This window comes from Ruegeria sp. BB1, from assembly GCF_056539465.1.
In genome coordinates this window covers 38,861-61,297 of the sequence record NZ_JBQFVB010000003.1, presented here as the reverse complement: position 1 = coordinate 61,297, position 22,437 = coordinate 38,861, and the positions used below count along the sequence as shown (strand labels likewise).

At 58.1% G+C, this 22,437-nt stretch carries 22 protein-coding genes; 10 read left to right on the top strand and 12 right to left on the bottom strand.

The features are described from left to right. Window positions 1-8: 8 nt before the first annotated feature. Entirely contained in the window at window positions 9-2,036 is a 2,028-nt protein-coding gene (locus ACR0AL_RS09615; RefSeq protein ID WP_480662803.1) for a 2,4-dienoyl-CoA reductase FMN-binding domain-containing protein, read from the bottom strand. Window positions 2,037-2,173: 137 nt separating this feature from the next. Between ACR0AL_RS09615 and ACR0AL_RS09610 the strand changes: the two genes are divergently transcribed. The 5 genes from ACR0AL_RS09610 to ACR0AL_RS09590 all read left to right on the top strand — a co-directional run bounded on the left by ACR0AL_RS09610 (window position 2,174) and on the right by ACR0AL_RS09590 (window position 6,255). Continuing rightward, on the top strand, window positions 2,174-2,659 hold the full coding sequence (locus ACR0AL_RS09610) for an RNA pyrophosphohydrolase (RefSeq protein WP_366553024.1): 486 nt from the start codon (window positions 2,174-2,176) through the stop codon (window positions 2,657-2,659). A gap of 6 nt (window positions 2,660-2,665) precedes the next feature. Next, window positions 2,666-3,205, top strand: coding sequence for an RNA polymerase sigma factor SigZ (gene sigZ, locus ACR0AL_RS09605; RefSeq protein WP_170349781.1), 540 nt, complete (start codon window positions 2,666-2,668; stop codon window positions 3,203-3,205). Between the two features lie 64 nt (window positions 3,206-3,269). Then, window positions 3,270-3,980, top strand: a complete 711-nt coding sequence (locus ACR0AL_RS09600; RefSeq protein ID WP_170349782.1) for a glutathione S-transferase family protein — start codon at window positions 3,270-3,272, stop codon at window positions 3,978-3,980. A 71-nt stretch (window positions 3,981-4,051) separates the two neighbouring features. Next, window positions 4,052-5,425 (top strand): radical SAM protein, encoded by a 1,374-nt coding sequence (locus ACR0AL_RS09595; protein WP_480662800.1) that lies wholly within the window; start codon window positions 4,052-4,054, stop codon window positions 5,423-5,425. Next, a complete protein-coding gene (locus ACR0AL_RS09590; protein ID WP_425081364.1) occupies window positions 5,422-6,255 on the top strand; it encodes a DUF547 domain-containing protein in 834 nt (277 codons plus the stop codon). Before ACR0AL_RS09595 ends, ACR0AL_RS09590 begins: the two co-directional genes overlap by 4 nt. Before the next feature lie 13 nt (window positions 6,256-6,268). Here the strand turns inward: ACR0AL_RS09590 and ACR0AL_RS09585 are convergent, their stop codons facing one another. Genes ACR0AL_RS09585 through nth form a run of 3 tightly spaced genes read right to left on the bottom strand, consistent with a single transcriptional unit; the run spans window position 6,269 to window position 8,779 of the window. Next, on the bottom strand, window positions 6,269-7,120 hold the full coding sequence (locus tag ACR0AL_RS09585) for a glycosyltransferase family 2 protein (protein WP_480662798.1): 852 nt from the start codon (window positions 7,118-7,120) through the stop codon (window positions 6,269-6,271). 28 nt (window positions 7,121-7,148) lie between these two features. Beyond that, entirely contained in the window at window positions 7,149-8,138 is a 990-nt protein-coding gene (locus tag ACR0AL_RS09580) for an adenosine kinase (RefSeq protein WP_170349786.1), read from the bottom strand. Further along, window positions 8,135-8,779: an endonuclease III gene (gene nth, locus ACR0AL_RS09575; RefSeq protein WP_170349787.1), complete on the bottom strand. Its 645-nt coding sequence runs from the start codon at window positions 8,777-8,779 to the stop codon at window positions 8,135-8,137. Before nth ends, ACR0AL_RS09580 begins: the two co-directional genes overlap by 4 nt. Before the next feature lie 118 nt (window positions 8,780-8,897). Between nth and ACR0AL_RS09570 the strand changes: the two genes are divergently transcribed. Beyond that, window positions 8,898-9,749, top strand: coding sequence for a methylated-DNA--[protein]-cysteine S-methyltransferase (locus ACR0AL_RS09570; protein ID WP_170360752.1), 852 nt, complete (start codon window positions 8,898-8,900; stop codon window positions 9,747-9,749). Window positions 9,750-9,801: 52 nt separating this feature from the next. Here the strand turns inward: ACR0AL_RS09570 and ACR0AL_RS09565 are convergent, their stop codons facing one another. Next, window positions 9,802-11,241 carry an aldehyde dehydrogenase family protein gene (locus tag ACR0AL_RS09565; protein ID WP_480662795.1) on the bottom strand — a complete coding sequence of 480 codons (1,440 nt, stop codon included), beginning with the start codon at window positions 11,239-11,241 and terminating at the stop codon, window positions 9,802-9,804. A gap of 183 nt (window positions 11,242-11,424) precedes the next feature. Between ACR0AL_RS09565 and ACR0AL_RS09560 the strand changes: the two genes are divergently transcribed. After that, entirely contained in the window at window positions 11,425-12,075 is a 651-nt protein-coding gene (locus ACR0AL_RS09560) for a peroxiredoxin (protein WP_170360748.1), read from the top strand. A gap of 69 nt (window positions 12,076-12,144) precedes the next feature. On the opposite strand, the gene ACR0AL_RS09555 is transcribed toward ACR0AL_RS09560, so the two are convergent. The 4 genes from ACR0AL_RS09555 to ACR0AL_RS09540 all read right to left on the bottom strand — a co-directional run bounded on the left by ACR0AL_RS09555 (window position 12,145) and on the right by ACR0AL_RS09540 (window position 14,592). Then, window positions 12,145-12,876 (bottom strand): glycosyltransferase family 25 protein, encoded by a 732-nt coding sequence (locus ACR0AL_RS09555; protein WP_480662793.1) that lies wholly within the window; start codon window positions 12,874-12,876, stop codon window positions 12,145-12,147. A 71-nt stretch (window positions 12,877-12,947) separates the two neighbouring features. Further along, entirely contained in the window at window positions 12,948-13,637 is a 690-nt protein-coding gene (locus tag ACR0AL_RS09550) for an outer membrane protein (protein WP_480662791.1), read from the bottom strand. A gap of 131 nt (window positions 13,638-13,768) precedes the next feature. Beyond that, window positions 13,769-14,296 (bottom strand): helix-turn-helix transcriptional regulator, encoded by a 528-nt coding sequence (locus ACR0AL_RS09545; protein WP_170349793.1) that lies wholly within the window; start codon window positions 14,294-14,296, stop codon window positions 13,769-13,771. Between the two features lie 23 nt (window positions 14,297-14,319). Further along, the gene (locus ACR0AL_RS09540) at window positions 14,320-14,592 is read right to left on the bottom strand and encodes a PepSY domain-containing protein (RefSeq protein WP_170349794.1); all 273 of its coding nucleotides are present in this window, start codon (window positions 14,590-14,592) and stop codon (window positions 14,320-14,322) included. A 252-nt stretch (window positions 14,593-14,844) separates the two neighbouring features. Here ACR0AL_RS09540 and ACR0AL_RS09535 point away from each other — a divergent pair, with 252 nt between their 5' ends. Next, on the top strand, window positions 14,845-15,480 hold the full coding sequence (locus ACR0AL_RS09535; protein WP_170349795.1) for a DUF1326 domain-containing protein: 636 nt from the start codon (window positions 14,845-14,847) through the stop codon (window positions 15,478-15,480). A 52-nt stretch (window positions 15,481-15,532) separates the two neighbouring features. Here ACR0AL_RS09535 and ACR0AL_RS09530 read toward each other — a convergent pair whose 3' ends face one another. Together ACR0AL_RS09530 and pnp are read right to left on the bottom strand one after the other, a co-directional pair. Then, complete coding sequence (locus ACR0AL_RS09530; protein ID WP_170349796.1) at window positions 15,533-15,871, bottom strand: NIPSNAP family protein; 339 nt, start codon at window positions 15,869-15,871, stop codon at window positions 15,533-15,535. Window positions 15,872-15,995: 124 nt separating this feature from the next. Next, window positions 15,996-18,146: a polyribonucleotide nucleotidyltransferase gene (gene pnp / locus ACR0AL_RS09525; protein ID WP_170349797.1), complete on the bottom strand. Its 2,151-nt coding sequence runs from the start codon at window positions 18,144-18,146 to the stop codon at window positions 15,996-15,998. A gap of 282 nt (window positions 18,147-18,428) precedes the next feature. Here pnp and ACR0AL_RS09520 point away from each other — a divergent pair, with 282 nt between their 5' ends. Then, on the top strand, window positions 18,429-19,190 hold the full coding sequence (locus tag ACR0AL_RS09520) for a DUF3299 domain-containing protein (protein ID WP_170349798.1): 762 nt from the start codon (window positions 18,429-18,431) through the stop codon (window positions 19,188-19,190). Between the two features lie 196 nt (window positions 19,191-19,386). After that, entirely contained in the window at window positions 19,387-20,988 is a 1,602-nt protein-coding gene (locus ACR0AL_RS09515) for a BCCT family transporter (protein WP_170349799.1), read from the top strand. A gap of 117 nt (window positions 20,989-21,105) precedes the next feature. On the opposite strand, the gene ACR0AL_RS09510 is transcribed toward ACR0AL_RS09515, so the two are convergent. Then, window positions 21,106-22,227 carry a Hint domain-containing protein gene (locus tag ACR0AL_RS09510; protein ID WP_480662789.1) on the bottom strand — a complete coding sequence of 374 codons (1,122 nt, stop codon included), beginning with the start codon at window positions 22,225-22,227 and terminating at the stop codon, window positions 21,106-21,108. Window positions 22,228-22,437 lie beyond the last annotated feature (210 nt).

Genomic DNA, 22,437 nt, shown 5'->3' with positions numbered 1-22,437 from the left:
GTACGAACTCAGAGGCTAGCCGCCAACCGTGTGCCCTGATTGATCGCCCGCTTGGCGTCCAGCTCTGCCGCTACATCCGCGCCACCAATCACGTGCGGGGTGATGCCGCGATCGATCAGCGCGTTGGCAAGGCAGCGTTCAGACACCTGACCAGAACACAGAACAATCGTATCCGCTGGGATGACAGTCGGATCAGCGCGTTCTTCGCCAAAGGTTACATGCAGGCCGTCCTCGTCGATGCGTTCATAGTTCACGCCGCCTACGAAATTGACGTTTTTCATCTTTAGCGTTGCGCGGTGAATCCATCCCGTAGTTTTGCCCAGCCCTTTGCCGTGTGCCTGCTTCTTGCGCTGCAACAGGGTGATCTGCCGCTTGGGAGCCTCGGGCTGCGGGCCTTCGGGGGCCAGGCCCGAGCGGTGATCCTCGGGGTCGGTCACACCCCATTCCTTCATCCAGACGGGCAAGTCGGTTGTGGGGCTATGTCCGTCTTCAATCAGGAATTCGGACACATCAAAACCAATGCCGCCTGCGCCGATCACGGCGACGGACGCGCCGACCTCGGCCTTGTTGCGCAGCACGTCGATATAGCTGAGGACGTTGTCCCGATCCTGTCCCGGTATCTGCGGATCGCGAGGGGTAACACCGGTGGCGATGATCACTTCGTCAAAACCGGTCAGGTCATCGGCACTAATCTCGCGGTTCAGTTCCACTTTCACACCCAGATCAGCCATCATGGTGCGGTACCAGTCGACCAGGCCCCAGAACTCTTCTTTACCCGGTACCTGTTTGGCCATGTTCAGCTGACCGCCAATTTCACTGGCGCGGTCGAACAGGGTGACCTCATGGCCGCGCTGGGCGGCGGTCATGGCGGTGGATAGACCAGCCGGGCCAGCACCGACAATAGCCACTGTCTTGACCGTATCTGCCTTGGCAATCTCCAACTCGGTCTCGTGGCAGGCGCGCGGGTTAACCAGGCATGAGGTCAGCTTGCCGCTGAACGTGTGATCCAGGCAGGCCTGGTTGCAGGCGATACAGGGCGCGATCTTGGCGCTGTCCCCGGCAATCGCTTTGTTCACGAAATCCGCATCCGCCAGCATTGGGCGGGCCATTGAGACCATATCGGCGCAGCCTGTCGCCAAAACCTCTTCGGCCACTTCCGGTGTATTGATCCGGTTTGAGGTGATCACGGGGATCGAGACCTTGCCCATCAGCTTTTTGGTCACCCACGCAAAGGCGGCGCGGGGAACACTGGTCGCAATCGTCGGAATCCGTGCTTCGTGCCAACCGATGCCGGTGTTGATGATCGTCGCGCCGGCCTGTTCGATCCGCTGCGCCAGTTCCACCACCTCATCATGGGTCGAGCCATTGGGGATCAGGTCAATCATCGACAGGCGGTAGATGATGATGAAGTCCGTCCCCACTGCCTCGCGCGTGCGGCGTACGACTTCGATGGGCAGGCGCATCCGGTTCTCATACGACCCGCCCCAACGGTCGGAGCGCTTGTTGGTGTGGGTCACAAGGAACTGGTTCAGGAAATACCCTTCGGAGCCCATGATTTCGACCCCGTCATAACCCGCCTTCTGTGCCAATCGGGCGGCGTTGACGATATCGCTAATCTGTTTTTCGATGCCGTCTTCGTCCAACTCGTTTGGCGGAAACGGCGAGATAGGGGATTTTACCGGGCTTGGGGCCACGCATTTCGGACCATAGGCATAGCGGCCCGCGTGCAGGATCTGCATGGCGATCTTGCCGCCCGCCTCATGCACGCGCTGCGTCACGATAGAATGGTTCGCCACTTCTTTATCGTTTGTCATCATCGACGCGCCGGGCAACACCGAACCTTCAAGGTTCGGACCAATCCCACCGGTGACCATCAAAGCCACACCACCCCTTGCGCGATCTGCATAGAACTCGGCCACGCGGTTCCAATCGCCGGTCTCTTCCAGACCAGTATGCATCGAACCCATCAGCACGCGGTTCTTAAGCGTGGTAAAGCCCAGATCCAGCGGGGCCAGCATGTTTGGGTACGCAGTCATGGCGAAACTCTCCCTCACGAATTTGCACTCTAAATTGACGTGCGCGTAAACTTTGTCACGCGAAACCTAACGTCACCCCCTTTGCGGATCTTGCGGCGCTTGTTACAGGTTGCCTTAACAACCCCATGAGGCCGCGGATGACCCCGGAAGAAATTGCCAAACTGCCCTATCGCCCCTGCGTCGGCCTTATGCTGATGAATGCCGAGGGAAAGATTTTCGTCGGCCAGCGCAATGACCGCCATAAGGACGCCTGGCAGATGCCGCAGGGTGGGGTGGACAAGGGTGAGGACCCCCGCGATGCAGCCCTGCGCGAGTTATGGGAAGAAACCGGCGTGACCGCTGATCTGGTCAAGGTGGTGGCCGAGACCGATGGCTGGCTGCCCTATGATCTGCCGCATGAGATCGTGCCCAATATCTGGAAGGGCCGCTTTCGAGGGCAGGAACAGAAATGGTTCCTGCTGCGCTTCACCGGCAGCGACGATCAGATCAATATCGCAACCGACCACCCGGAATTCACCCGCTGGAAATGGCAGGAGCCAGGCAAGCTGATCGCGGAAATCGTGCCCTTCAAGCGCGCGGTGTACGAGCAGGTGGTGGACGCGTTCGCCGATTACCTGTCATAAACCAGCATGCAGATCGAAGATATCTGGCCGAAATATCGCGCTCGTCTAAAGGCGTTTTTGCATTCGCGCGTGTCCAATACGGCGGATGTGGATGACCTGCTGCAAGAGATTTCGGTCAAGGTCTTCACCGGCCTGCCTGATTTGAAAGATCCGGCCAAGCTGCAGCCGTGGCTGTTTCAGACGGCGGATCGCACTATCATTGACCACTATCGCAAAGCGGGCCGTGCGCAGGCGCATCCGGATGACCTGTGGTATCATCGCGATGATCCCGAAACCCGTCAGGATCTTGAAGGCTGTGTCGAACCCTTCATTCGGGGTCTGCCCGCCGAGACCGCAGATATGTTGATGGCCATAGACATCAATGGCATGTCACAACGCGATTATGCACAGGCGCATGGGCTGTCCTATTCGACCCTCAAGTCACGCGTTCAAAAAGGTCGGTCCGAGCTGCGCAAGGCGTTTGAAGACTGCTGCAATATTTCGATGGATGTGCGGGGAAACATCTCGGACGTGCAGGAAAAATCCACCAATTGCAGAAAATGTTGATCTGATCGTCGTCTTTTTGGCGTGGGCTTCGTCTGACAGGTGAAGCAACCAAAAGGAAAGACCAATGATCCGTATTATCAGCTTTAAAATCTGCCCCTTCGTTCAGCGCGTCACGGCGCTGCTTGAAGCCAAGCAGGTGCCTTATCAAATTGACTTCATCAGCCTTAGCGACAAGCCTGATTGGTTTCTTGAGCTGTCGCCCACAGGCCAGGTGCCGGTGCTGGTGACCGAAGGCGGCACGCCGCTGTTCGAGTCAGACGCAATCGCTGAATATCTTGATGAAGTCGCTGCCCTGCTGCAACCCGATCTGACGCCCGAACAGCGCGCCTTGAACCGAGCGTGGAGCTATCAGGCCAGCAAACACTATCTGGTTCAGTGCAGCACCATGCAAAGTGCGGACAGCGCGGTATTTGGTGAACGCGTGACCAAATTGAACGCCGCCTTTGCCAAGGCGGAAAAACAACTGGGCGATGGTCCGTTCTTTGCAGGGGAAACGCTGGGCAATGTGGATATGGCATGGCTGCCCTTGTTGCACCGCGCTGCGATTGTCGCCGATCACAGTGGGCACGACATGCTGGCCGATTATCCCAAGGTGAAAGCGTGGCAGCAGGCCCTACAGGCCACGGGCATTCCGCAGAAATCCGTGTCCGACGACTTTCACGACCGCTTCACCGGTTTCTATCTGGCCGAACGCACCTGGCTGGGTCGGGGTGCGAATGTGAACGAGGCTCCGTCTGCGACCGAAGTGAAACAATCCGGTGGCTGCTGCGGCTGATCGTTCACCGGCCCGCACGTTGGCGTGAGAGGGCGTGGTCGCTTGTCCGAGCCCTCTCTAGCTTGGTGCGTATGAAAGACACCGCGCATCCCCAGCCCGCCATTGCCCCCGCCGGACGCAAGTTCGCAGGTACCGACCGTCGTGCCCCCTTGCGTGGTGGTTTGCTAAGTTGCGGTGAATTTGGCGCGGGACAGACAGCGGGGCGGTTTTACCCCATCGCCTGCGTCGCGCTTGAGGTCACCCAGCACTGCAATCTGGATTGCACGCTATGCTACCTCTCGGACCGGGCCGAGATGACCTTTGACCCACCGCTTTCGGTTCTGTTTGCACGGCTCGCCACGATCCGCAGCCACTATGGCACAGGTGTCTCGGTACAACTGACGGGCGGTGATCCGACCCTGCGCAAAGTCGAGGATCTTGAGACCCTGTGCCGCGAGATCCGCCGTCTGGGCATGCGGTCCTGCCTGATGACCAACGGTATCCGCGCCAGCCGGGCTTTTCTGACGCGGCTGGCAGCGGCAGGGTTGGATGATGTCGCCTTTCACGTCGACCTGACCCAGGAACGAAAAGGGTTCAGCACCGAGGTCGAACTGAACACCGTGCGCCGCGCCTACATCCGCCGCGCGCGCGGGTTGGGGTTGCGTATCCTGTTCAATACCACCGTGTTTGGCGGCAATTTCGGCGAGATACCGAAATTGGCCCGGTTTCTGCGTGACCGCCCCGAGGTTGCTTTTGTGTCGTTCCAGATGCAGGCCGATACCGGGCGCGGTGTACTGCGCGTGCGGCCCGATGCGATCACGCAGGACAGTGTGACGCGCGCGATCGAAGCAGGCTACGGCACGCCGCTGCATTTCGACACTGCTGCCATTGGGCATTCCAAATGCAATCGTTATGCCAGTGTGGTCACCGCCGGAGGGCGCGCGGTCTCGTTGCTGTCGAACCGGCGGCTGGTGCATCGGGTGATCGCCGCGCTTGAGGGCGTGGACGACAAACAGGACGCGCATATCCGCATCCGCCCCAAACTGCGGCGCATGATCTGGCGGCACCCGCTTCTGGCCTCGCGGGCGCTTGGTCATCTGGCGTTAAGCGTGGTGCGTCTGGGATCAGGGCTGCTGCGCGGCCCGGTGCGGCGGCAGGCCGTGTTCATCCATAACTTCATGGCGGCGGATGCGCTTGAGGAGGATCGCTGCACCTCATGCGTGTTCATGGTCGCGACGGCCAACGGACCGCTGTCGATGTGTGTACACAATGCGCAGCGCGATGTGCATCTGGCCAGGCCGGACCGGATCGAAGGCCCGACCGGCCCAAGCTGGTGGAACGCCGCCGTGCCGCGCCTGTCTGGTGGGCCGGATCTGCCCGAGCTTGGCGACCCCTCGCTTGCCCCGCTGAAGCGGCTCAAGGGTCAGATGCGGGCCCTGCGCCAGACCCGGAAGGACGCGTCATGAGATACCTGCTTATCCTGCTGCTGCCCTTGCTGGCCGCCTGCGCCAGTGTTGAGCGTTTGGCGCTGCCCGCGCCTGAGGCTTTGCCGGGGCAGACCTTGACCAGCTATGCGCCACTGCCCGGACAACGGGTTGATCACGGTGATTGGACAGCTTTCCTGTCCGGTTATGTCGCGCTGGATGCGCAAGGTGTAAATCGGCTGGCTTATGGGAAGGTGACGCAGGCCGACCGGGCGCGGCTGGATGGTTATCTGACCGATTTGCAAGCCGTGGATCCGATGCAACTGACCCGCGATCAGCAGCTGGCCTATTGGATCAATCTCTATAATGCGGTGACGGTGGATGTGGTTCTTGATAACTATCCCGTCGCCTCGATCCGCGACATCAAAGACGGGCCGCTGTCGATCGGCCCCTGGAACCGGCCTCTGGTTGAGGTGGCGGGGCAGACGCTAACCCTGAACGATATCGAGCATCGCATCATCCGACCCACATATGATGAGCCCCGCATCCACTATGCGTTGAACTGCGCGGCCGTGGGTTGTCCCAATCTGATGAGCCGCGCTTGGCAGGCCGAGACCTTGGAGCAGGACTTTGCCGCGGCCGAGCGTGCCTATGTCAATGATCCGCGCGGGGTGCGGTTCAATGATCACGGGAGGCCTGTCCTGTCAAAAATCTACATCTGGTTCCGCGAAGATTTTGGACCAAATGAACAGGCCGTGCTGTCCTATATTCGAACGGCCGCCGATCCCGACTTGCGGGCCCGATTGCAGCAAACACAGCGGGTCAGGGCGTATGATTACGATTGGCGGCTGAACGACGCGGCCGGTTCATAGCACGATCTTCCGATCACACCTGGCCGAGAATACCCCGCGGGAGTTCCACGACGCGGTTCATGTCGGGTGTCGCAACAGGCACAAGGATACCGCGCCGATACCAGGCCGGTCTGTGGCGATTGCTTTGAACGTTCCGGACGTGACTTAGATGAGCATCGCTATCATCGACCTGACCCAAAGCAATGTGGTCAAGAATAATCCGTTCCCACTTGTCCAGATTCTTCCACGAGCGCGGCGCGTTCTTCATCATGATCTTTCGGTCACGATGGGCCTGATGCACGGCGTTCGAACACATCCGCATGTGCAGCAGATACAGCCCTTCAGGCATGTTTACAGTGTAGGAAGATGACCCTTGAGGGTTTATGTGAACCCCATGGTTTTCCAGCCGCATGCCATTTCGTACCGCAAACGCCTTGGAATACCTGGCAAGAACCAGACCATAGCGCCGCTGGGTGGTGATAGGGTCTGGCGTCAGTTCCTTTTCGCTTTCGTGTTGGAAAACCTCAAGACCGAGGGCAAAGGCGAACGGAACCTCCTGACGCTGCAGGATCTCGGGCACGGTTCCATATGTCCTGTCCGCGACAATGAACTCATCCGAATCCGTGCGAATGACCCATTCATAGGAACTGGACAGGAATTGAACGAAGCGATGCAGCATTTCGAACCGCCACGTGTCGAAATTCGCAACGGGCTCCCTTGGGACAGTGATGCAGTTGCACCCTTGGGCAATCTCACGGTGCCGTGGGTCGGCACCATGAGAGACGATAAAAAGGTTTTCGCGGCCCAGCATGTCGCCGTAATAATCGCACCAGCGCGCCAGCATTTCATAGTCGCGGTACACCATCGTCAGCGCAGCTATTTTCATGCGATGCCCTCTGTCCGGCCCTGACTTTTTACAGCAAGCCTGCGGCGCGCAGCAGTTCCTGCATATTTGCTTCGGGCCTTGGGCCGATATGGCTGATCACTTCACGGGCGCAGACATTGCCGATGCGGGCGCAGGTCTCATAATCGCGACCGGTGGCCATGCCATACAGGAATCCGGCGGCAAACTGGTCGCCCGCGCCGGTCGCGTCCACCGGCACCACCTTTTCCACCGGAACATCGGTGCGTTGGCCGTCATACAGAACCGTTACCCCGTCACCCGACCGGGTACACACGACCAGAGGGCAGATCGCGGCGGTCTTTGCCAGCGCCTCTTCCAGATCGTCGGTTTCGAACAGCGACTTGATCTCGGCCTCGTTGCCGATGACGAAATCCAGCTCGTTCTCGATCAGCAGCAGGAAATCGACGCGGTGACGTTCCACGCAGAACGGGTCCGAAATAGCGATGCCCGCCATTCCGCCGCCTTTGTGACAGTTTCGCGCAGCCTCAAGAAACGCCGCCTTGCCCTTTTCCTTGTCGAACAGATACCCCTCAAGGAACATAAGCTGGCTGTTGCCTGCCACGTCAGCAGAGACGTCCGCCGAGGACAACTCGGACGAAATCCCCAAATAGGTGTTCATCGACCGTTCCCCATCGGGCGAGACAAAGATCATTGAGCGCGAGGTCGGCAGTTCGCCACCCGGCACCGGTGGGTTCACGAAATCTACGCCATCCTCGTTCATCGCATCTGCATAGAACCGGCCCAGCGCGTCATCATGCACCCGCCCGATAAACGCGGCATCCAGCCCCAGTGCGCCGGCCCCGGCGATGGTATTTGCCACAGACCCGCCCGGCGTCTGAACCCGACCTTCCATCGAGGCATACAGCACCTCGCCGCGTTCCTGTTCGATCAGCTGCATGATGCCTTTTTCGATGCCCATCAGTTCCAGGAAACTGTCATCGGCCTGGGAAATCACGTCCACAACGGCGTTTCCGATGCCAACAAGCTGGTAGGTTTTCATAGGTTCTTGTCCTCAAATTCGCAGAGATCGCGGATGATACAGGTGCCGCACATGGGTTTGCGCGCCTTACAGTGATAGCGGCCATGCAGGATCAGCCAGTGATGTGCATGCAGCTGGAAATCGGTTGGAATGTTGTCTTCGATGGCACGCTCGACCGCGTCCACGTTTTTGCCCGGGCAGATGCCGCTGCGATTGCCGACACGAAAGATATGGGTGTCCACCGCCTGCGCCGGATAGCGCCACCACATGTTCAGCACCACATTCGCCGTCTTGCGCCCCACCCCCGGCAGCGATTGCAGTGCCGCACGGGAATTGGGTACTTCGCCGCCATAGTCTTCGACCAGAATACGGCTGAGCTTGATGACGTTCTTGGCCTTTTGTCGAAAAAGACCGATGGTTTTGATGTGTTCGATCAGGCCGTCTTCGCCCAGATCCAGCATCTTTTGCGGGGTGTCGGCAACCTTGAACAACGCGCGTGTGGCTTTGTTGACGCCCGCGTCCGTCGCCTGCGCAGACAGCGCTACGGCCACGACCAAGGTGTAGACGTTCACATGCTCCAGCTCGCCCTTGGGTTCGGGGTCGGCGTCATGGAAACGCGTAAAGATCTCGCGGATCGTGTGATAGTCGAGTTGTTTTGCCATCCGGGCCTTAATGCCGCCCGCTGGCCCGTGACACAAGCCCAAAGCCAATGCGCAAGTTCCGGGTCGCTTGGACGTGGCCTGCGCGCTATGGTTTATCCCAGATAATGAGGTGAAAGACATGAACGTCCAGACTCCTGAAAGCGGCTATCACTACAACGTCATGCGACGCGCGATCGAGTTGATTGATCAGGGCGGTGAGCCCCTCAGCCTGGATGAGTTGGCCCGCCAAATGGACATGAGCCCAGCGCATTTCCAGCGCCTGTTCTCGCGCTGGACCGGCGTGTCACCGAAACGGTACCAGCAATACCTGACTTTGGGTCACGCTAAGGCTCTGTTGCGCGAACGGTTCACGACGCTGGAGACCGCCCACAATGTGGGCCTGTCCGGCTCTGGCCGCCTGCACGATTTGTTCCTGAAATGGGAATCCATGAGCCCCGGCGAATACGCCCGCAAAGGCGCAGGGCTGACGATTTATTGGGGCTGGTTCGAAAGCCCCTTTGGCCCGGCGTTGGTGATGGGTACCGACAAAGGTATCTGCGGCATGGCCTTCGGCGCCGAGACCGGTGAAGAAGACGCGATGGAGGATATGCTGTCGCGCTGGCCGCAGGCGGACTTTGTCGAGGACCCGATGCGCCTGCGCCCGTGGGTGCTGAGCGCGTTTGGGTCGGTCAGCGACCGCTTGGAGCCGACGCCCCTATACCTGATCGGCTCACCCCTGCAGATCAAGGTGTGGGAGGCACTGATGCATATACCCTCGGGCCAGGTCACCACTTATTCCGAGATCGCGCAGCGGGTAGGGTCCCCGCAAGCGGTGCGTGCGGTTGGCACGGCTGTCGGGCGCAACCCGGTCAGCTGGCTGATCCCCTGCCACCGGGCGCTGCGGAAATCTGGCGGTTTGGGCGGCTACCATTGGGGCCTGCCGGTCAAACGCGCCATGCTGGCCTATGAAGCTGCACAGGCGGAAGCCTGATAACAGAGCGAGGCACCGTAAGGTGCCTCACAATTGGATTAATCAAACTTGATTACTCTGCGGCCCAGCCACCGACGGATTTGACTTCCAAAAAGTCCTCCAAGCCCCAAACGCCGCCTTCGCGTCCGTTGCCGGATTGCTTCATCCCACCAAACGGTGATCCGGCACCGCGTGACTGGCCATTCATTTCAACCATGCCCGACCGCAGCACCCGCGCCATACGATTGGCGCGCGCGGGGTCTTGTGTCTGGACATAGTTGGTCAGACCATAAGGCGTGTCATTGGCGATCTCGACGGCATCTTCTTCGGTGTCGAAGGGCATCATGGTCAGGACCGGGCCAAAGATTTCTTCACGCGCGATAGTCATCTGATTATTGGCGTCGGCAAAGACGGTGGGGCGGACATAGTAGCCCTTGTTCAAACCCTCGGGCCGTCCGGTGCCGCCAGCAACCAGACGCGCGCCCTCATCAATGCCCTGTTGGATCAGGTCCTGGATCTTGGTCCATTGCACCTCGTTCACCACAGGGCCGATATGGCGACCTTCCTCAAGCGCGGGACCAACGGTGACTTTGTTGGCTACCTCTGCCGCAATCTCCACCGCCTGATCATAGATCGGGCGCTGGACCAGCATGCGGCTGGGCGCGTTGCAGCTTTGGCCGGTGTTGTTCATCATGTGCAGCACACCGCGTTTAACGGCCTTTTCATCGGCATCGGCAAAGATCACGTTCGCGCCTTTGCCGCCCAGTTCCAGATGCACTTTCTTCAGCGTTTCGGCCGCAGCCTTGGAAATCGCGGTTCCGGCACGGGTCGATCCGGTAAAGCTGACCATATCCACATCTGGGTGTGCCGAAAGTTGCGAGCCCACGCCCACCCCATCGCCGTTCACCAGGTTGAACACGCCGGGCGGAAAGCCTGCGGCGTCCATCATCTCGGCAAAGATCATCGCGTTCAGCGGGCTTTGCTCGGATGGCTTCAGCACCATTGTGCAACCCGCAATCGCCGCAGCACCGACTTTGAGCGTGATCTGGTTCATCGGCCAGTTCCACGGTGTGATCAGGGCCGCAACGCCGACGGCCTCGTGAATGATGCGGTCATTGGGGGCATGATCGCCCAACGGGCGTTCGAACGGGAAATCCTTTGCGGCGCGGATGAAGTTCTTGAGGTGATAGATGCCCGCACCCGCTTGCGAACTGCGTGACATATCCAGCGGCGCGCCCATCTCAAGCGACATAGCCTGCGCCAGATCTTCCGAGCGGGTCTGGTAGACCTCAACGAGCTTCTCCATCAGCGCGATCCGTTCCGCAACCGGAGTGGCCATCCAGCTGGGCAGAGCCGCCTTGGCCGCAGCGACGGCGGCATCCGTATCGGCCTGCGCGCCCAACGAGATCACCGCGCAGGGTTCCTCTGACGAGGGGTTGATCACGTGAAAGTCATTGGCCGCCGAGGGGGCGACCCACTGACCGTTGATATAGAAATCGCGTTTTTCGATCATGGCGCATCCTCCTGTGCCAACAGCCCGAAGCCGGGAATCGCGGCCACTCTGTCACCGGGGCAAGGGCACGGCAAGGAAAAATTTGATCAAATTATTTGACGCCCTTATGTGGTTTAACAATCGCGCAAAGTGTTTAGGTTTACGGCAACCGACTCGGGTTTTTCACAATAAAGGAGATTCGCCATGGGTTTGCGCATCAATGATACGGTTCCGAACTTCACTGCAGAGACGGATCAGGGCACCATTCAGTTCCATGATTGGATCGGTGACAGCTGGGCGATCCTGTTTTCGCACCCCAAAGATTTTACTCCTGTTTGCACCACCGAGTTTTCGGCTGTGGCGCAGCTGAATGACGAATGGGCGGCCCGCAATACCAAGGTTCTGGGCGTGTCGGTCGACGGGGTGGAGGATCACAAGAAGTGGAAAAAAGACATCGAGGCTTACGGCAACGCCAACCCCGGCTTTCCGATCATCGCCGATGACGGGCTGGCGGTGTCCAAGGCGTTCGACATGCTGCCAGCCGAGGCGTATCTGCCCGACGGTCGCACGCCTGCAGACAGCGCCACGGTGCGCTCGGTCTTTATAATCGGGCCGGACAAGCAGCTGAAACTTTCGATGACCTATCCGATGACCGTGGGCCGGAACTTTGCCGAGATTCTGCGCGCGCTGGACGGATTGCAGATGTCGGCCAAGGGCGTTGCGACGCCTGCCAACTGGGTGCCGGGTGAAGACGTGATCATCCCGCCTGCCGTGTCCAACGACGAAGCGAAAGAAAAGTTCGGTGAGTTCGAAACGATCTTTCCCTATCTGCGCAAGACCAAGGCACCGTCGTAAGGCGGCACCGGGTCCGGGGGGCTGTCTGCCCCCCTCGCGCCTAACGGCGTACTTCTCCCGAAGGTATCTTCAGCCAGATGAAGTACGCGGGCGCTGCGGGTGCAGGTGCAGCTTTGCCCGATAAGCTGCGCGTTTGAATTCGCGGGTCAGTTTATCCGACAGCGGTGGTTTGGTTTGGATGGTCGACCCACCGATTTCGCGCGCCACCTCTTGATTACCACTGCCCAGCAGGGCGTGGATGGGTTGGCCGGTCAGCCAGTGCATTTGCATGAAGGTATCTACCGGGCGGTCAATCTGTTCGGTGGCGGCAAGCAATCGTTTGGCCGCGTGCCGACCCACCATCTGACAGACGCATTGCAACCCGATCACCTTGGGCAGGATCAGCCGAAGCCCGTTCTGTTCGGCCAGAGTCTGAACCGGGACCTCGCGCTGCTTTACCGGAATGCGGATATAATGGTCGGGTGTGGCGATCGGGGCCAAAACCTTGAGCGTCTCGGCCATGCGGGCGGGGTCGATACGTAGGTCATCTTCGGTGATGATGGCCAGATCAATTTCTTCATCGACCAGCTTGCGCCAGATGCGGCGATGGCTTTCGAACACGCCGATTTCAGCCGGACGCAAAGCAAAGGGGTAATGCGGGCGGTGCAGATTGCCGGGATGAAGCTGAACACCGGCGATCTGGTCAGGATCACGGCCATTCACGGCCTCGAACAGTTCGGCATTTGGCAGATCGGCGCACAGCTTGTCGGCATTGGGTCGCCGGGCGGTGCTAGAGGACATATGGATGATAAAAGATCGCATGATCCCGTGCATAGAACACGGGACCATGCGGGGGAAGAGGAACCGGATAGAAACTCTGCCCCCGTGCGCACTCAGAACCCGTAACGCAGGCCGACATTGACACTGAACGTGTCGATATCGTCTTCGACAGAGCCGGTGGAGGCTCCGTTGGGTGCCACGCGGTTGGTTGAGACGTCGAAGGCGCGAGAATAGCGGGTATCGAGGGTTAATGCAGTGGTTTCGTTGACCTCATAAGCCACGCCGGCGATGACTTGGGCTGCAAAGTTCGTCTCACTGTCGTCCAGCCGCACGCCCGGCCCGTAAGAGATGTCGATATCGGAATAGGTTACGCCAAGACCCAGACCCACATAGGGTGTGAAAGCGCTGCTTTGCTTGATGTCGAATAGCACATTGCCAAACAGCGAGGTCTGCGTGATATCGCCCGATGTATTCCCCTCATTTCCGGGGCCGTTGCCCGAGAAGTTGACGCCGTCCACGTCGTTGTCGCGGTAGGACAATTCCAGTTCGACCCGGGTGCCGATGCGGTCATTAGACCATTGTGGAATTTCCTTGCCAACGGCGATACCCAACCCATAGCCCGCGTCAAAATCGGTGTCCACGGATTGTGCCGATCCGTTGACCGTGCCGCCGAAGTCGCTGTCTTGCAATTGGCTGTAGCCTGCGAAGCCTTGAATATAAAGGCCATCAGTCAGGCTTTGGGCAGCCAGTGCCGACGCGCTGACCGTCAGGGCCGCCGAGGCGAGAATGAGACGAGAAACCATAACCATGTCCTTTGTTCCGAATTGGGTACAAGGCACATGTGGGCAATTGAGACGCGAAAAGAAGGCGCGGGACCTTCACGTTGAGTCACAGGTTATTTGCACGGTGTGAGTGAATAAATCCGCCTTGAATTTCAGATTTGATCTTTTCTGGGCTTGGGCGCTTTGGCCTCGTTCATCAGGGGGGCGGTCAAAAGCTCTTCGACAAAGAAACTGAGCAGTTGAAGCCGCCCCGTGACATCTGCCTTACGATAAATCGCTGCGCTTTGTGCCTTGATCGTCCCTTCTTTGGTCTGCCTGAGTTCGGCGATTTCTGCGATGGACAGCCCTTTGATGGACAGCAGCGCGACATCACGTTCAGCGTCGCTGAGTTGCCATTCGCTGAACTGGTTGTCGATGATTTGGGCAAAGGCACCCTGCGCCACGCCAAGCTGACGCTGCATTTCGCGCACGCGCCGATTTTGCGTGCGTATCAGGGTAATGGTTGCGGCCAGTCCCCCCATCAGCGCCAGCGACAGGACCAGTTCAAACCCGTGCAGATGGCGGAACCCGGCACTTTCGCCTCCGGTCCAATCCAGGACTGCGTCGGTCAAGAAAAAGGCGGCGCAGAGGGCCTGCACCACCAGAAGGAGCCAGAGTAAAGACGTCTGTGAGAGCTTCATGGCGCTCCTTTGATATCGCGCGGTCAGTCGTCGTCTTTTTCGATTTCGATGGCGGTCACCTCGCCATCCGTTTCGGTCAGGACCAGTTCAGTTTCCACGCCATCCTTGCTGAGTTCAACCTCGATCTCACCATCTTCGAATTCGATCTCTTCGATCTGGTACCCCTGCGCCTCTAGGGTCGACCGGATTTCGGCCTCGCTGGTTCCCAGTTTGTCGCCAAGCCCTACGTTGGCCAGAGCCAGGGCCGGGGCAGTTACGATCAGGCCGGTCAGTGTCAGCATCTTGAAGGTTTCCATATCGCATCTCCTTTTGTGCATTGCGTCGATGCGATCGAACTGGGGATGGCCCCCGGCTGCTGCGATTGGATTTTGGTTGAAACTGGCGGGTTTAAACCAAGGTTTACGCCGCAATTTCAACGAAACAGGGGCATTTAGGCCTTACGGTTCTGAACGCAACCAATTTGTGGTAGGGTGTTGTCGGGGGAATAATCTACAGGCATGCGACCAACGACGTCGGGATTTTCAGACTGTGCATAACAGGAGAAGACGATGGGTTTTACTGATTGGTACATTGAAGGCGATGCTTTTGGGAACTGCAACTGCGGGTATGCATGCCCTTGCCAGTTCGAAGAATTGCCAACCCATGGCCATTGCCGCGGGTTTGAAGTGTTGGAAGTTTCAAAGGGGCATTTTGGCGACACGGATCTAAGTGGTACGAAGGCTGCTCTTATCTATGCCTGGCCGGGTCCCATTTTCGAGGGCGGCGGTGAGATGCAGGTGATCATCGATCCAAGTGCCTCGGACGCCCAACGCGCCGCATTGGAAAAGGTCTTTCACGGCGAAGAGACCGAGGAAATGGCGACCCACTGGCATGTTTTCCGTACGATGTGCGACAACGTTCATGAGACTCTGTATGTGCCGATTGATTTTGAGATGGACATGGACGGGCGTACGGCCCAGGTCACCATCGGGGATGTGCTGAAATCTACCGGCGAACCGATTCAGGCACCGCATGGCGGTGGCCCGCATCGCGTACGGATCGATATCCCCGGCGGTATCGAATTCACCCTGGCCGAGATCGGCAGCGCGTCGACCAAGGCAGACGCGGCGATCAAACTGGACCTGAACGACAGCTACGGCCAATGGCATATCATGAAGCACGGGCCGTCAGGGGTGGCGCACTGATTGTTGAGCAGCGCCGCATTTGTCCAAAACCCGAATTGCGGCGCAGTTCCCACTACATATCGAGTGTTCGAGCGCCTTTGAATGTCTCGAACCCGTTGGTTGTCTCGGTCAGTTCTGCCTCGTAATGGGCAATCATTGACATTGCGATGGGCTCGATCTGCTCGTGCCAGACTGGCCCTTCGTAGAAGTCATTCTTTAACCGCTCTCTTGCTTCCAAAGAGGGGAAAGCGCGCATCCAGTGTACTTTGTTGGCATCCTCCAGATCGCGGAGTGGCCCAAAAACAAGCATGCCTGCATCGCGCAGAGCAGAGCGGTTATGCTTTTCAAAAAACGCAATAAATTCCTCCCGGAGGCCGGGTTTCAGCGTGTAATGACGAATTTCCAGGATCATTGCATTGCCTCACAGAAGAACTCTTTAACTGTCGCCATGGTTCGAGGACGTTTCAAGGGCAGCCCAAACAAAAAAAGACCCCGGCTGAAACCGGGGTCTTTCCTGTTCGAAATAGAAAGGCAGATTACTCTGCGCTTTCCTCTTTCTTTTCTTTCTTCTCGGGAACGATCTCTTCACCGGTTTCCTGATCGACCACTTTCATCGACAGGCGCACCTTGCCGCGATCGTCAAAGCCCAGCAGCTTGACTTTCACTTCCTGACCTTCCTTCAGAACATCTGACGGATGGTTCAGGCGGCGGTTTTCGATTTGGGACACGTGGACCAGACCGTCGCGCTTGCCAAAGAAATTCACAAAGGCACCGAAGTCGACGATCTTGACCACTTTACCGGTATAGATCTGGCCCTCTTCGGGTTCTGCGACGATCGAGTGGATCATCTCATAGGCCTTCTTGATCGATTCACCGTCGGGCGAGGCGATCTTGATCACGCCGTCGTCGTTGATGTCGACCTTAGCACCCGACACTTCGACGATTTCGCGGATGACCTTACCGCCCGAGCCGATCACTTCACGGATCTTGTCGGTCGGGATGTTCATGGTCTCGATGCGCGGTGCGTGGACCGAGAATTCGTTGGTTTCGGACAGGGCTTTGCCCATCTCGCCCAGGATGTGCATCCGGCCGTCCTTGGCTTGCGCCAGGGCTTTTTCCATGATCTCGGGTGTGATGCCCGCAACCTTGATGTCCATCTGCAGCGAGGTGATGCCGTTTTCGGTACCCGCCACTTTGAAGTCCATGTCGCCCAGGTGGTCTTCGTCACCCAGAATGTCCGACAGGATGGCATAGTTGCCGTCATCTTCCAGGATCAGACCCATGGCCACACCGGCAACCGGTGCTTTCAGCGGAACGCCCGCATCCATCATCGACAGCGAGCCGCCGCAGACCGACGCCATCGAGCTGGAGCCGTTGGATTCGGTGATCTCCGACACGATGCGGATCGTGTAGGGGAAGTCGGTCGCCGCAGGCAGAACCGCCTGCAAAGCGCGCCATGCCAGCTTGCCGTGGCCAATCTCACGACGGCCGGGGCCACCAACGCGGCCAACTTCACCTACCGAATACGGAGGAAAGTTGTAGTGCAGCAGGAAGTTCGATTTGAAGTTGCCGTGCAGCGCGTCGATGAACTGTTCGTCGTCGCCGGTGCCCAGTGTGGTCACGGCCAGCGCCTGTGTTTCACCACGGGTGAACAGCGCGGAACCGTGCGTACGCGGCAGCATCGAGGTTTCTGCAACGATCGAGCGGATATCGGTGGTCGAGCGACCATCGATCCGCTTGCCGCCTTTGACGACGTCGCCGCGCAGAATACCTGCTTCCAGCTTTTTCATTGCCGAACCGAGGTTGCCGTCTTCCAACTGCTCTTCGGTCAACGCTTCCTTGATCGCTTCACGGGCAGCGGCAACAGCGGCGGTGCGCTCCTGCTTGTCGGTGATTGCGAAGGCGGCGCGCATCTGCTCTTCACCGGCGGCCTTAACGGCAGCTGACAGTTCGGAGTAATCCGGCGCCTGGAAATCGAACGGCTCTTTCGCGGCTTCTTCGGCCAGCGAGATGATCAGGTCGATGACCGGCTGAATCTGCTCATGCGCAAAGTTGACCGCGCCCAGCATTTCCGCCTCGGACAGCTCGTAGGCTTCCGATTCCACCATCATCACGGCGTCTTTGGTGCCAGCAACAACCAGATCCAGACGCTGTTCGGGGTTCAGGCGCAGGTCCTGCATATCGTCGACGGTCGGGTTCAGGACGTATTCGCCATCCTCAAACCCAACACGGGCACCGGCGATCGGGCCACGGAACGGCGCACCGGAAATGGTCAACGCAGCCGACGCAGCGATCATCGCGACGATGTCGGGGTCGTTGACGAGATCGTGGCTGAGGACGGTACACATCACCAGAACTTCGTTCTTGAAGCCGTCAACGAACAGCGGGCGGATCGGACGGTCGATCAGACGCGCGGTCAGCGTCTCTTTCTCGGTCGGGCGCGCCTCGCGCTTGAAGAAGCCACCCGGAACCTTACCGGCGGCATAGTATTTTTCCTGATAATGCACGGTCAGCGGGAAAAAGTCCTGACCGGGTTTTTGTGCCCGCGCAAAGGTCACGTTTGCCATGACGCTGGTTTCGCCCAGCGTGGCAATCACGCTGCCGTCCGCCTGACGGGCAACTTTGCCGGTTTCCAGTGTCAGCGTCTCTTCGCCCCACTGCATAGATTTCTTTGTTACATCAAACATATGCGTATCCTAGATGGGAGCGCTCCCGGCCCTCCGGGTCTCCCGTTTGCATGGCGGCCCCATTGCCGCCGACCCCATTTTAACTTTCGTCTGAGTGCCAGGGTCAGGGCACAACGTCTCAGATATCGCGCGCATACATGAGATTGCGCTCAAAGGAAAGCGAAACCGAACCGGGTTGGCGGTCTGCCGCCCTGCTGAATTCGTGATGATGCCGGCATGGACCTGGGGTGGTACAGGCCGCTAAGGTACGGGGGCATTTCGGGTTTCGGGCGGAGAATGCAGATGACGGCCTGGCTAAGGATTATACCGCTGGCATTGCTGGGTTTCATCGGCCCGGTTTCGGCCGCGCCAGGTGCTGCGTTAGATTGGGCCGCGCTGCCGGACCCGTCGGTCCAGACCTATGACGACCCTTTTCGCGCGCTTACCCCCGAGCAATTTGATGATCTGTTATTCGCGGTCCGCCTGCGCAGCAGATTGCAGCAAGACGTCGGCAGCGCGGAAGACCGCCAGAAATGGCAATCACTTCTGATGGAAACCGAAGATGCCCTTGCCGCCGACCAGATTGACGTCGACTGGCTGCTGTCCCAGCGCGAATACGTGTCCGAGCGCCGAAACAGGGCCAACACAAGCGGCAATCCCGGTCTTGACGGTCAGACGGTGACCCTGATGGGTTATGCCATTCCTGCGCCATCGGATGAAGATGGCCAATCGGTGGCTTATCTGGTGCCTATGCCCGGCATGTGCAGTCACCTGCCACCACCCGCGCCGAACCAGATGATCCGGTTGAAATTGCGCAACGGCTGGACACCGGCCTATACGCATGAGCCGGTGCGCCTGACTGGGCAACTGTTAATCGATCCTTCGGACCATGAGATGAACGTCGTTGACGGGCTAATGCCGATGCGTGCCACATTCCGAATGGATGTCGACCTTGTCGAGACGCTGGAAAATCAAGAGGGTCAATCCACCTGGACGCCATCCCTAAGGGACCGGTTGCGCGCGGCGGGCAGTCGTAAAACCCGTGGGGCGCCGTTACAGGATTAATTACCCGTTTTTCCGTTTTTGGCAGTAAAACCCCGAAAATTGCGCGGATTTTGCGAAATTTTGATGATCGTGTAAGCTCTTACCAGAAGACTCGCGGTCGACATGACGGGAAACGCGCCAAGGGAAAACCAGAAAACTTGCCGTCCACCGACCGAAGACCTTGGCGTTTGCACGCAGCAAACTGAGGGAAAGTCGAATGGCACAAACCAAGAAAATGCTGGATCCAGATCCACGGATCTATGATTTTGAGACCGAATATGAGCTGGGCCAGGATAATGTCAGGCCTTTCGGGCTGGATATCCACAACCCGGTCTTTCTGATCTCTAGTATCCTGATCTTTGCCTTTGTTCTGATCGCCTTAGCCAACCAAGAGGCCGCAGCGACGTTCTTTGGCTGGCTCCGGCCCTGGCTGACAAGCACGTTTGATTGGTTCCTGGTCCTGTCCGTGGATGCGATCACGCTGTTCTGCCTGGTGCTGATCATCCTGCCCGTGGGCAAGGTTCGGATTGGCGGCAAAGACGCCAAGCCCGATTATTCCTACGCAGGCTGGATCGCGATGATGTTCGCCGCCGGCATCGGCATCGGTCTGCTGTTCTTTGGAGTGATGGAGCCGGTCTATTACAACTTTGCCGAGGACGGTAATGCCGTGCCACTAGGCATTGATATCGCAGTGCCGGGCAACGAATATGCCGGTATCGTCGGCACCATCCACCACTGGGGCCTTGAAGGTTGGGCGGTGTACGCCGCGGTTGGCCTTAGCCTTGCAATCTTCAGTTACAATTTGGGCCTACCGTTGACCCTTCGGTCTGCGTTCTACCCGATCCTGGGTGAGCGAGTCTGGGGCTGGTGGGGCCATTTCATCGATACGTTGGCCGTCTTTGCCACCCTTTTCGGCCTGACCACATCATTGGGTCTGGGCGCGCAGCAGGTTGCGGCGGGGCTGTACGAAGTGTTCGGCATCGAATCCAGCCCGACCGTCGTTGTCCTGCTTATTATTGGCATCACCATGATTGCACTGGGCTCGGTCCTGATGGGTATGGATGCAGGCGTCAAACGGCTGAGTGAGATCAACATGATCATGGCCGTAGGGCTGTTCATTTTCGTCATTGTTGTCACCGGAATTGGCACAGCCATCTCACGGTATTTCAACGTGATGACGGATTATGTGCTGCACCTGCCAGCGCTGTCCAACCCATTCGGACGTGAGGATACCAGCTACTTCCATGGCTGGACCACCTTCTACTGGGCGTGGTGGATCGCATGGTCACCGTTTGTGGGCATGTTTATTGCCCGTATCTCGAAGGGCCGCACGGTACGAGAATTCGTCATCTGCGCCCTGCTTGCGCCGACAGCGGTTTGCGCCCTGTGGATGTCGACATTTGGCGGTGCAGCCATCGATATGCTGAATGCGGGCGGAGCGGAAGGTGTTCGTGCCACGGTGATCGACAGTTATGCCCCCGAAGGCGCGCTGTTCGGCTTCCTGAAAGAGCTGCCACTGTATAGCATCGTGGCCCCAATTGCGCTGGTCCTGATCGTGGTGTTCTTTGTGACCTCGTCGGACTCGGGTTCGCTGGTGATCGACACTATCACGGCGGGCGGCAAGATGGACGCCCCCGTCATCCAGCGTGTGTTCTGGTGTACGCTCGAAGGTCTGGTCGCCATCGCATTGCTGCTGGGCGGTGGCCTTGCCGCCTTGCAAGGCGCGGCGGTGTCGACAGGTATCCCCTTCACGCTGGTGGTTCTGATCATGTGCTATTGCCTATGGCTGGCACTGAAATCAGAGAAGGCGAAGATGTGAGGTAATCCCTGACACAACGGAAGCGCTCGCCATCAGGCGGGCGTTTTTTTGTTGCGCCTTAGGTCGGTCCTCGGCCTAAAATCTTAAAGCTTTGTTTTGCTATCAAACAGAAGAATTCTAAGCGGGGAATTCGCCGAACAGAGGTTTTTGATTGCTCTGATGCCGCTGGACAAGCTTTCGCATTTGTTTGCCCTTTTGGGGAATATAACGTGCCGACAGCGCCCGAACCTGCGGGTCGCCGCATCCGGGAAACAAATCCATTATCTCTTGCCGGGCCTCTTCCGAGACTGATTTTATGGCTTCTGGCCCTGTAAAAAGGCTTTCCGTTGGTGTGCCGTTGGACCAGATGATTTCATGCGTATCGAACAGAAGATGGAAATACACCACCCCGTCTGATGTGTTTTCCAGTGTCTCAACGCCGTCAAGCGGAAGAAGCTTGTTCGCCGGGATCAAGATATCCTTACAATCAAACATGCGCAGAGCGACCGTTGAGGAAACAAGAACACGATGCTGTGGTGAGACGACAAGATCCTGCTTGGGGTATCCTGCCCCCAAGGCACCGGCGCGGATCAGAATCGGTTTAAGTCTCGGCTGGGCCTCCAGTTCAGCGTTGCTGAGACAGCGTGACCCGATCCATCGGATAGGTTTATGGCCATGATCATAAGTCAGAACCTGATCTGACACTTGCAGGTCCTCGACCCGCCTTGGACCCTGAAGCGTTTCAATAAGGGTTCCGGACGCAAAGCATAGCACGTCCACAAACTCGCCGCTTGCGTTTGTTGGGCCCGTTTGTGACTGGTTGATGTCAATTTCGTTTTGCCCGCTATCATTCCAAGCCGCAGCAATTGCATCGGTGTTTACGGTCAATCCATTGAACAGCGCCAGCGGTTCCAGCGGCCCATTGTTCACCTTCACACCAAACAGCGCGATGGTTCCGTCCGGATTTACCTCTAACCGGACGACGGGCTCCCCATTCGTGTTTCCCAGCTGCCAAACGGCAGGTGTGTCGATCTCATACCTGTCACCGTCAGCAAACTGAACCGTTTGGCCCGCGGTTCCAGGTATCTGAAATTGAAGCTCATTTGGGGCTCCGGCAGGCCCGCCGACAAACAGATCGACGTCATTGATCTGAAGACTGAAACTGTTGTCCAGACTATCGAAGTCAATAACGAATCCGCCACCAGGGGACGTATCTGTAAAGTCGGTGGAGCCACCACCACTGATGCTGAAGTCTGTCATTTAATTTCTTCGGTCCCAAATCTTACGCGGACACAAAATCCATGTGCGGGGGTTCAATCAAGGCCGCAATTAGGTCATTTCGCGGCATCGGGAAAGTGTGTTCCGACGCTAAGGTTGGCGAAGTGTAAAGAAAAACTGTATTCGTTTCAGCACGTTCGCGATTCATGCGCTTTACCATCACTGGCAAGAGTAAAACAAAAAAACGCCCGC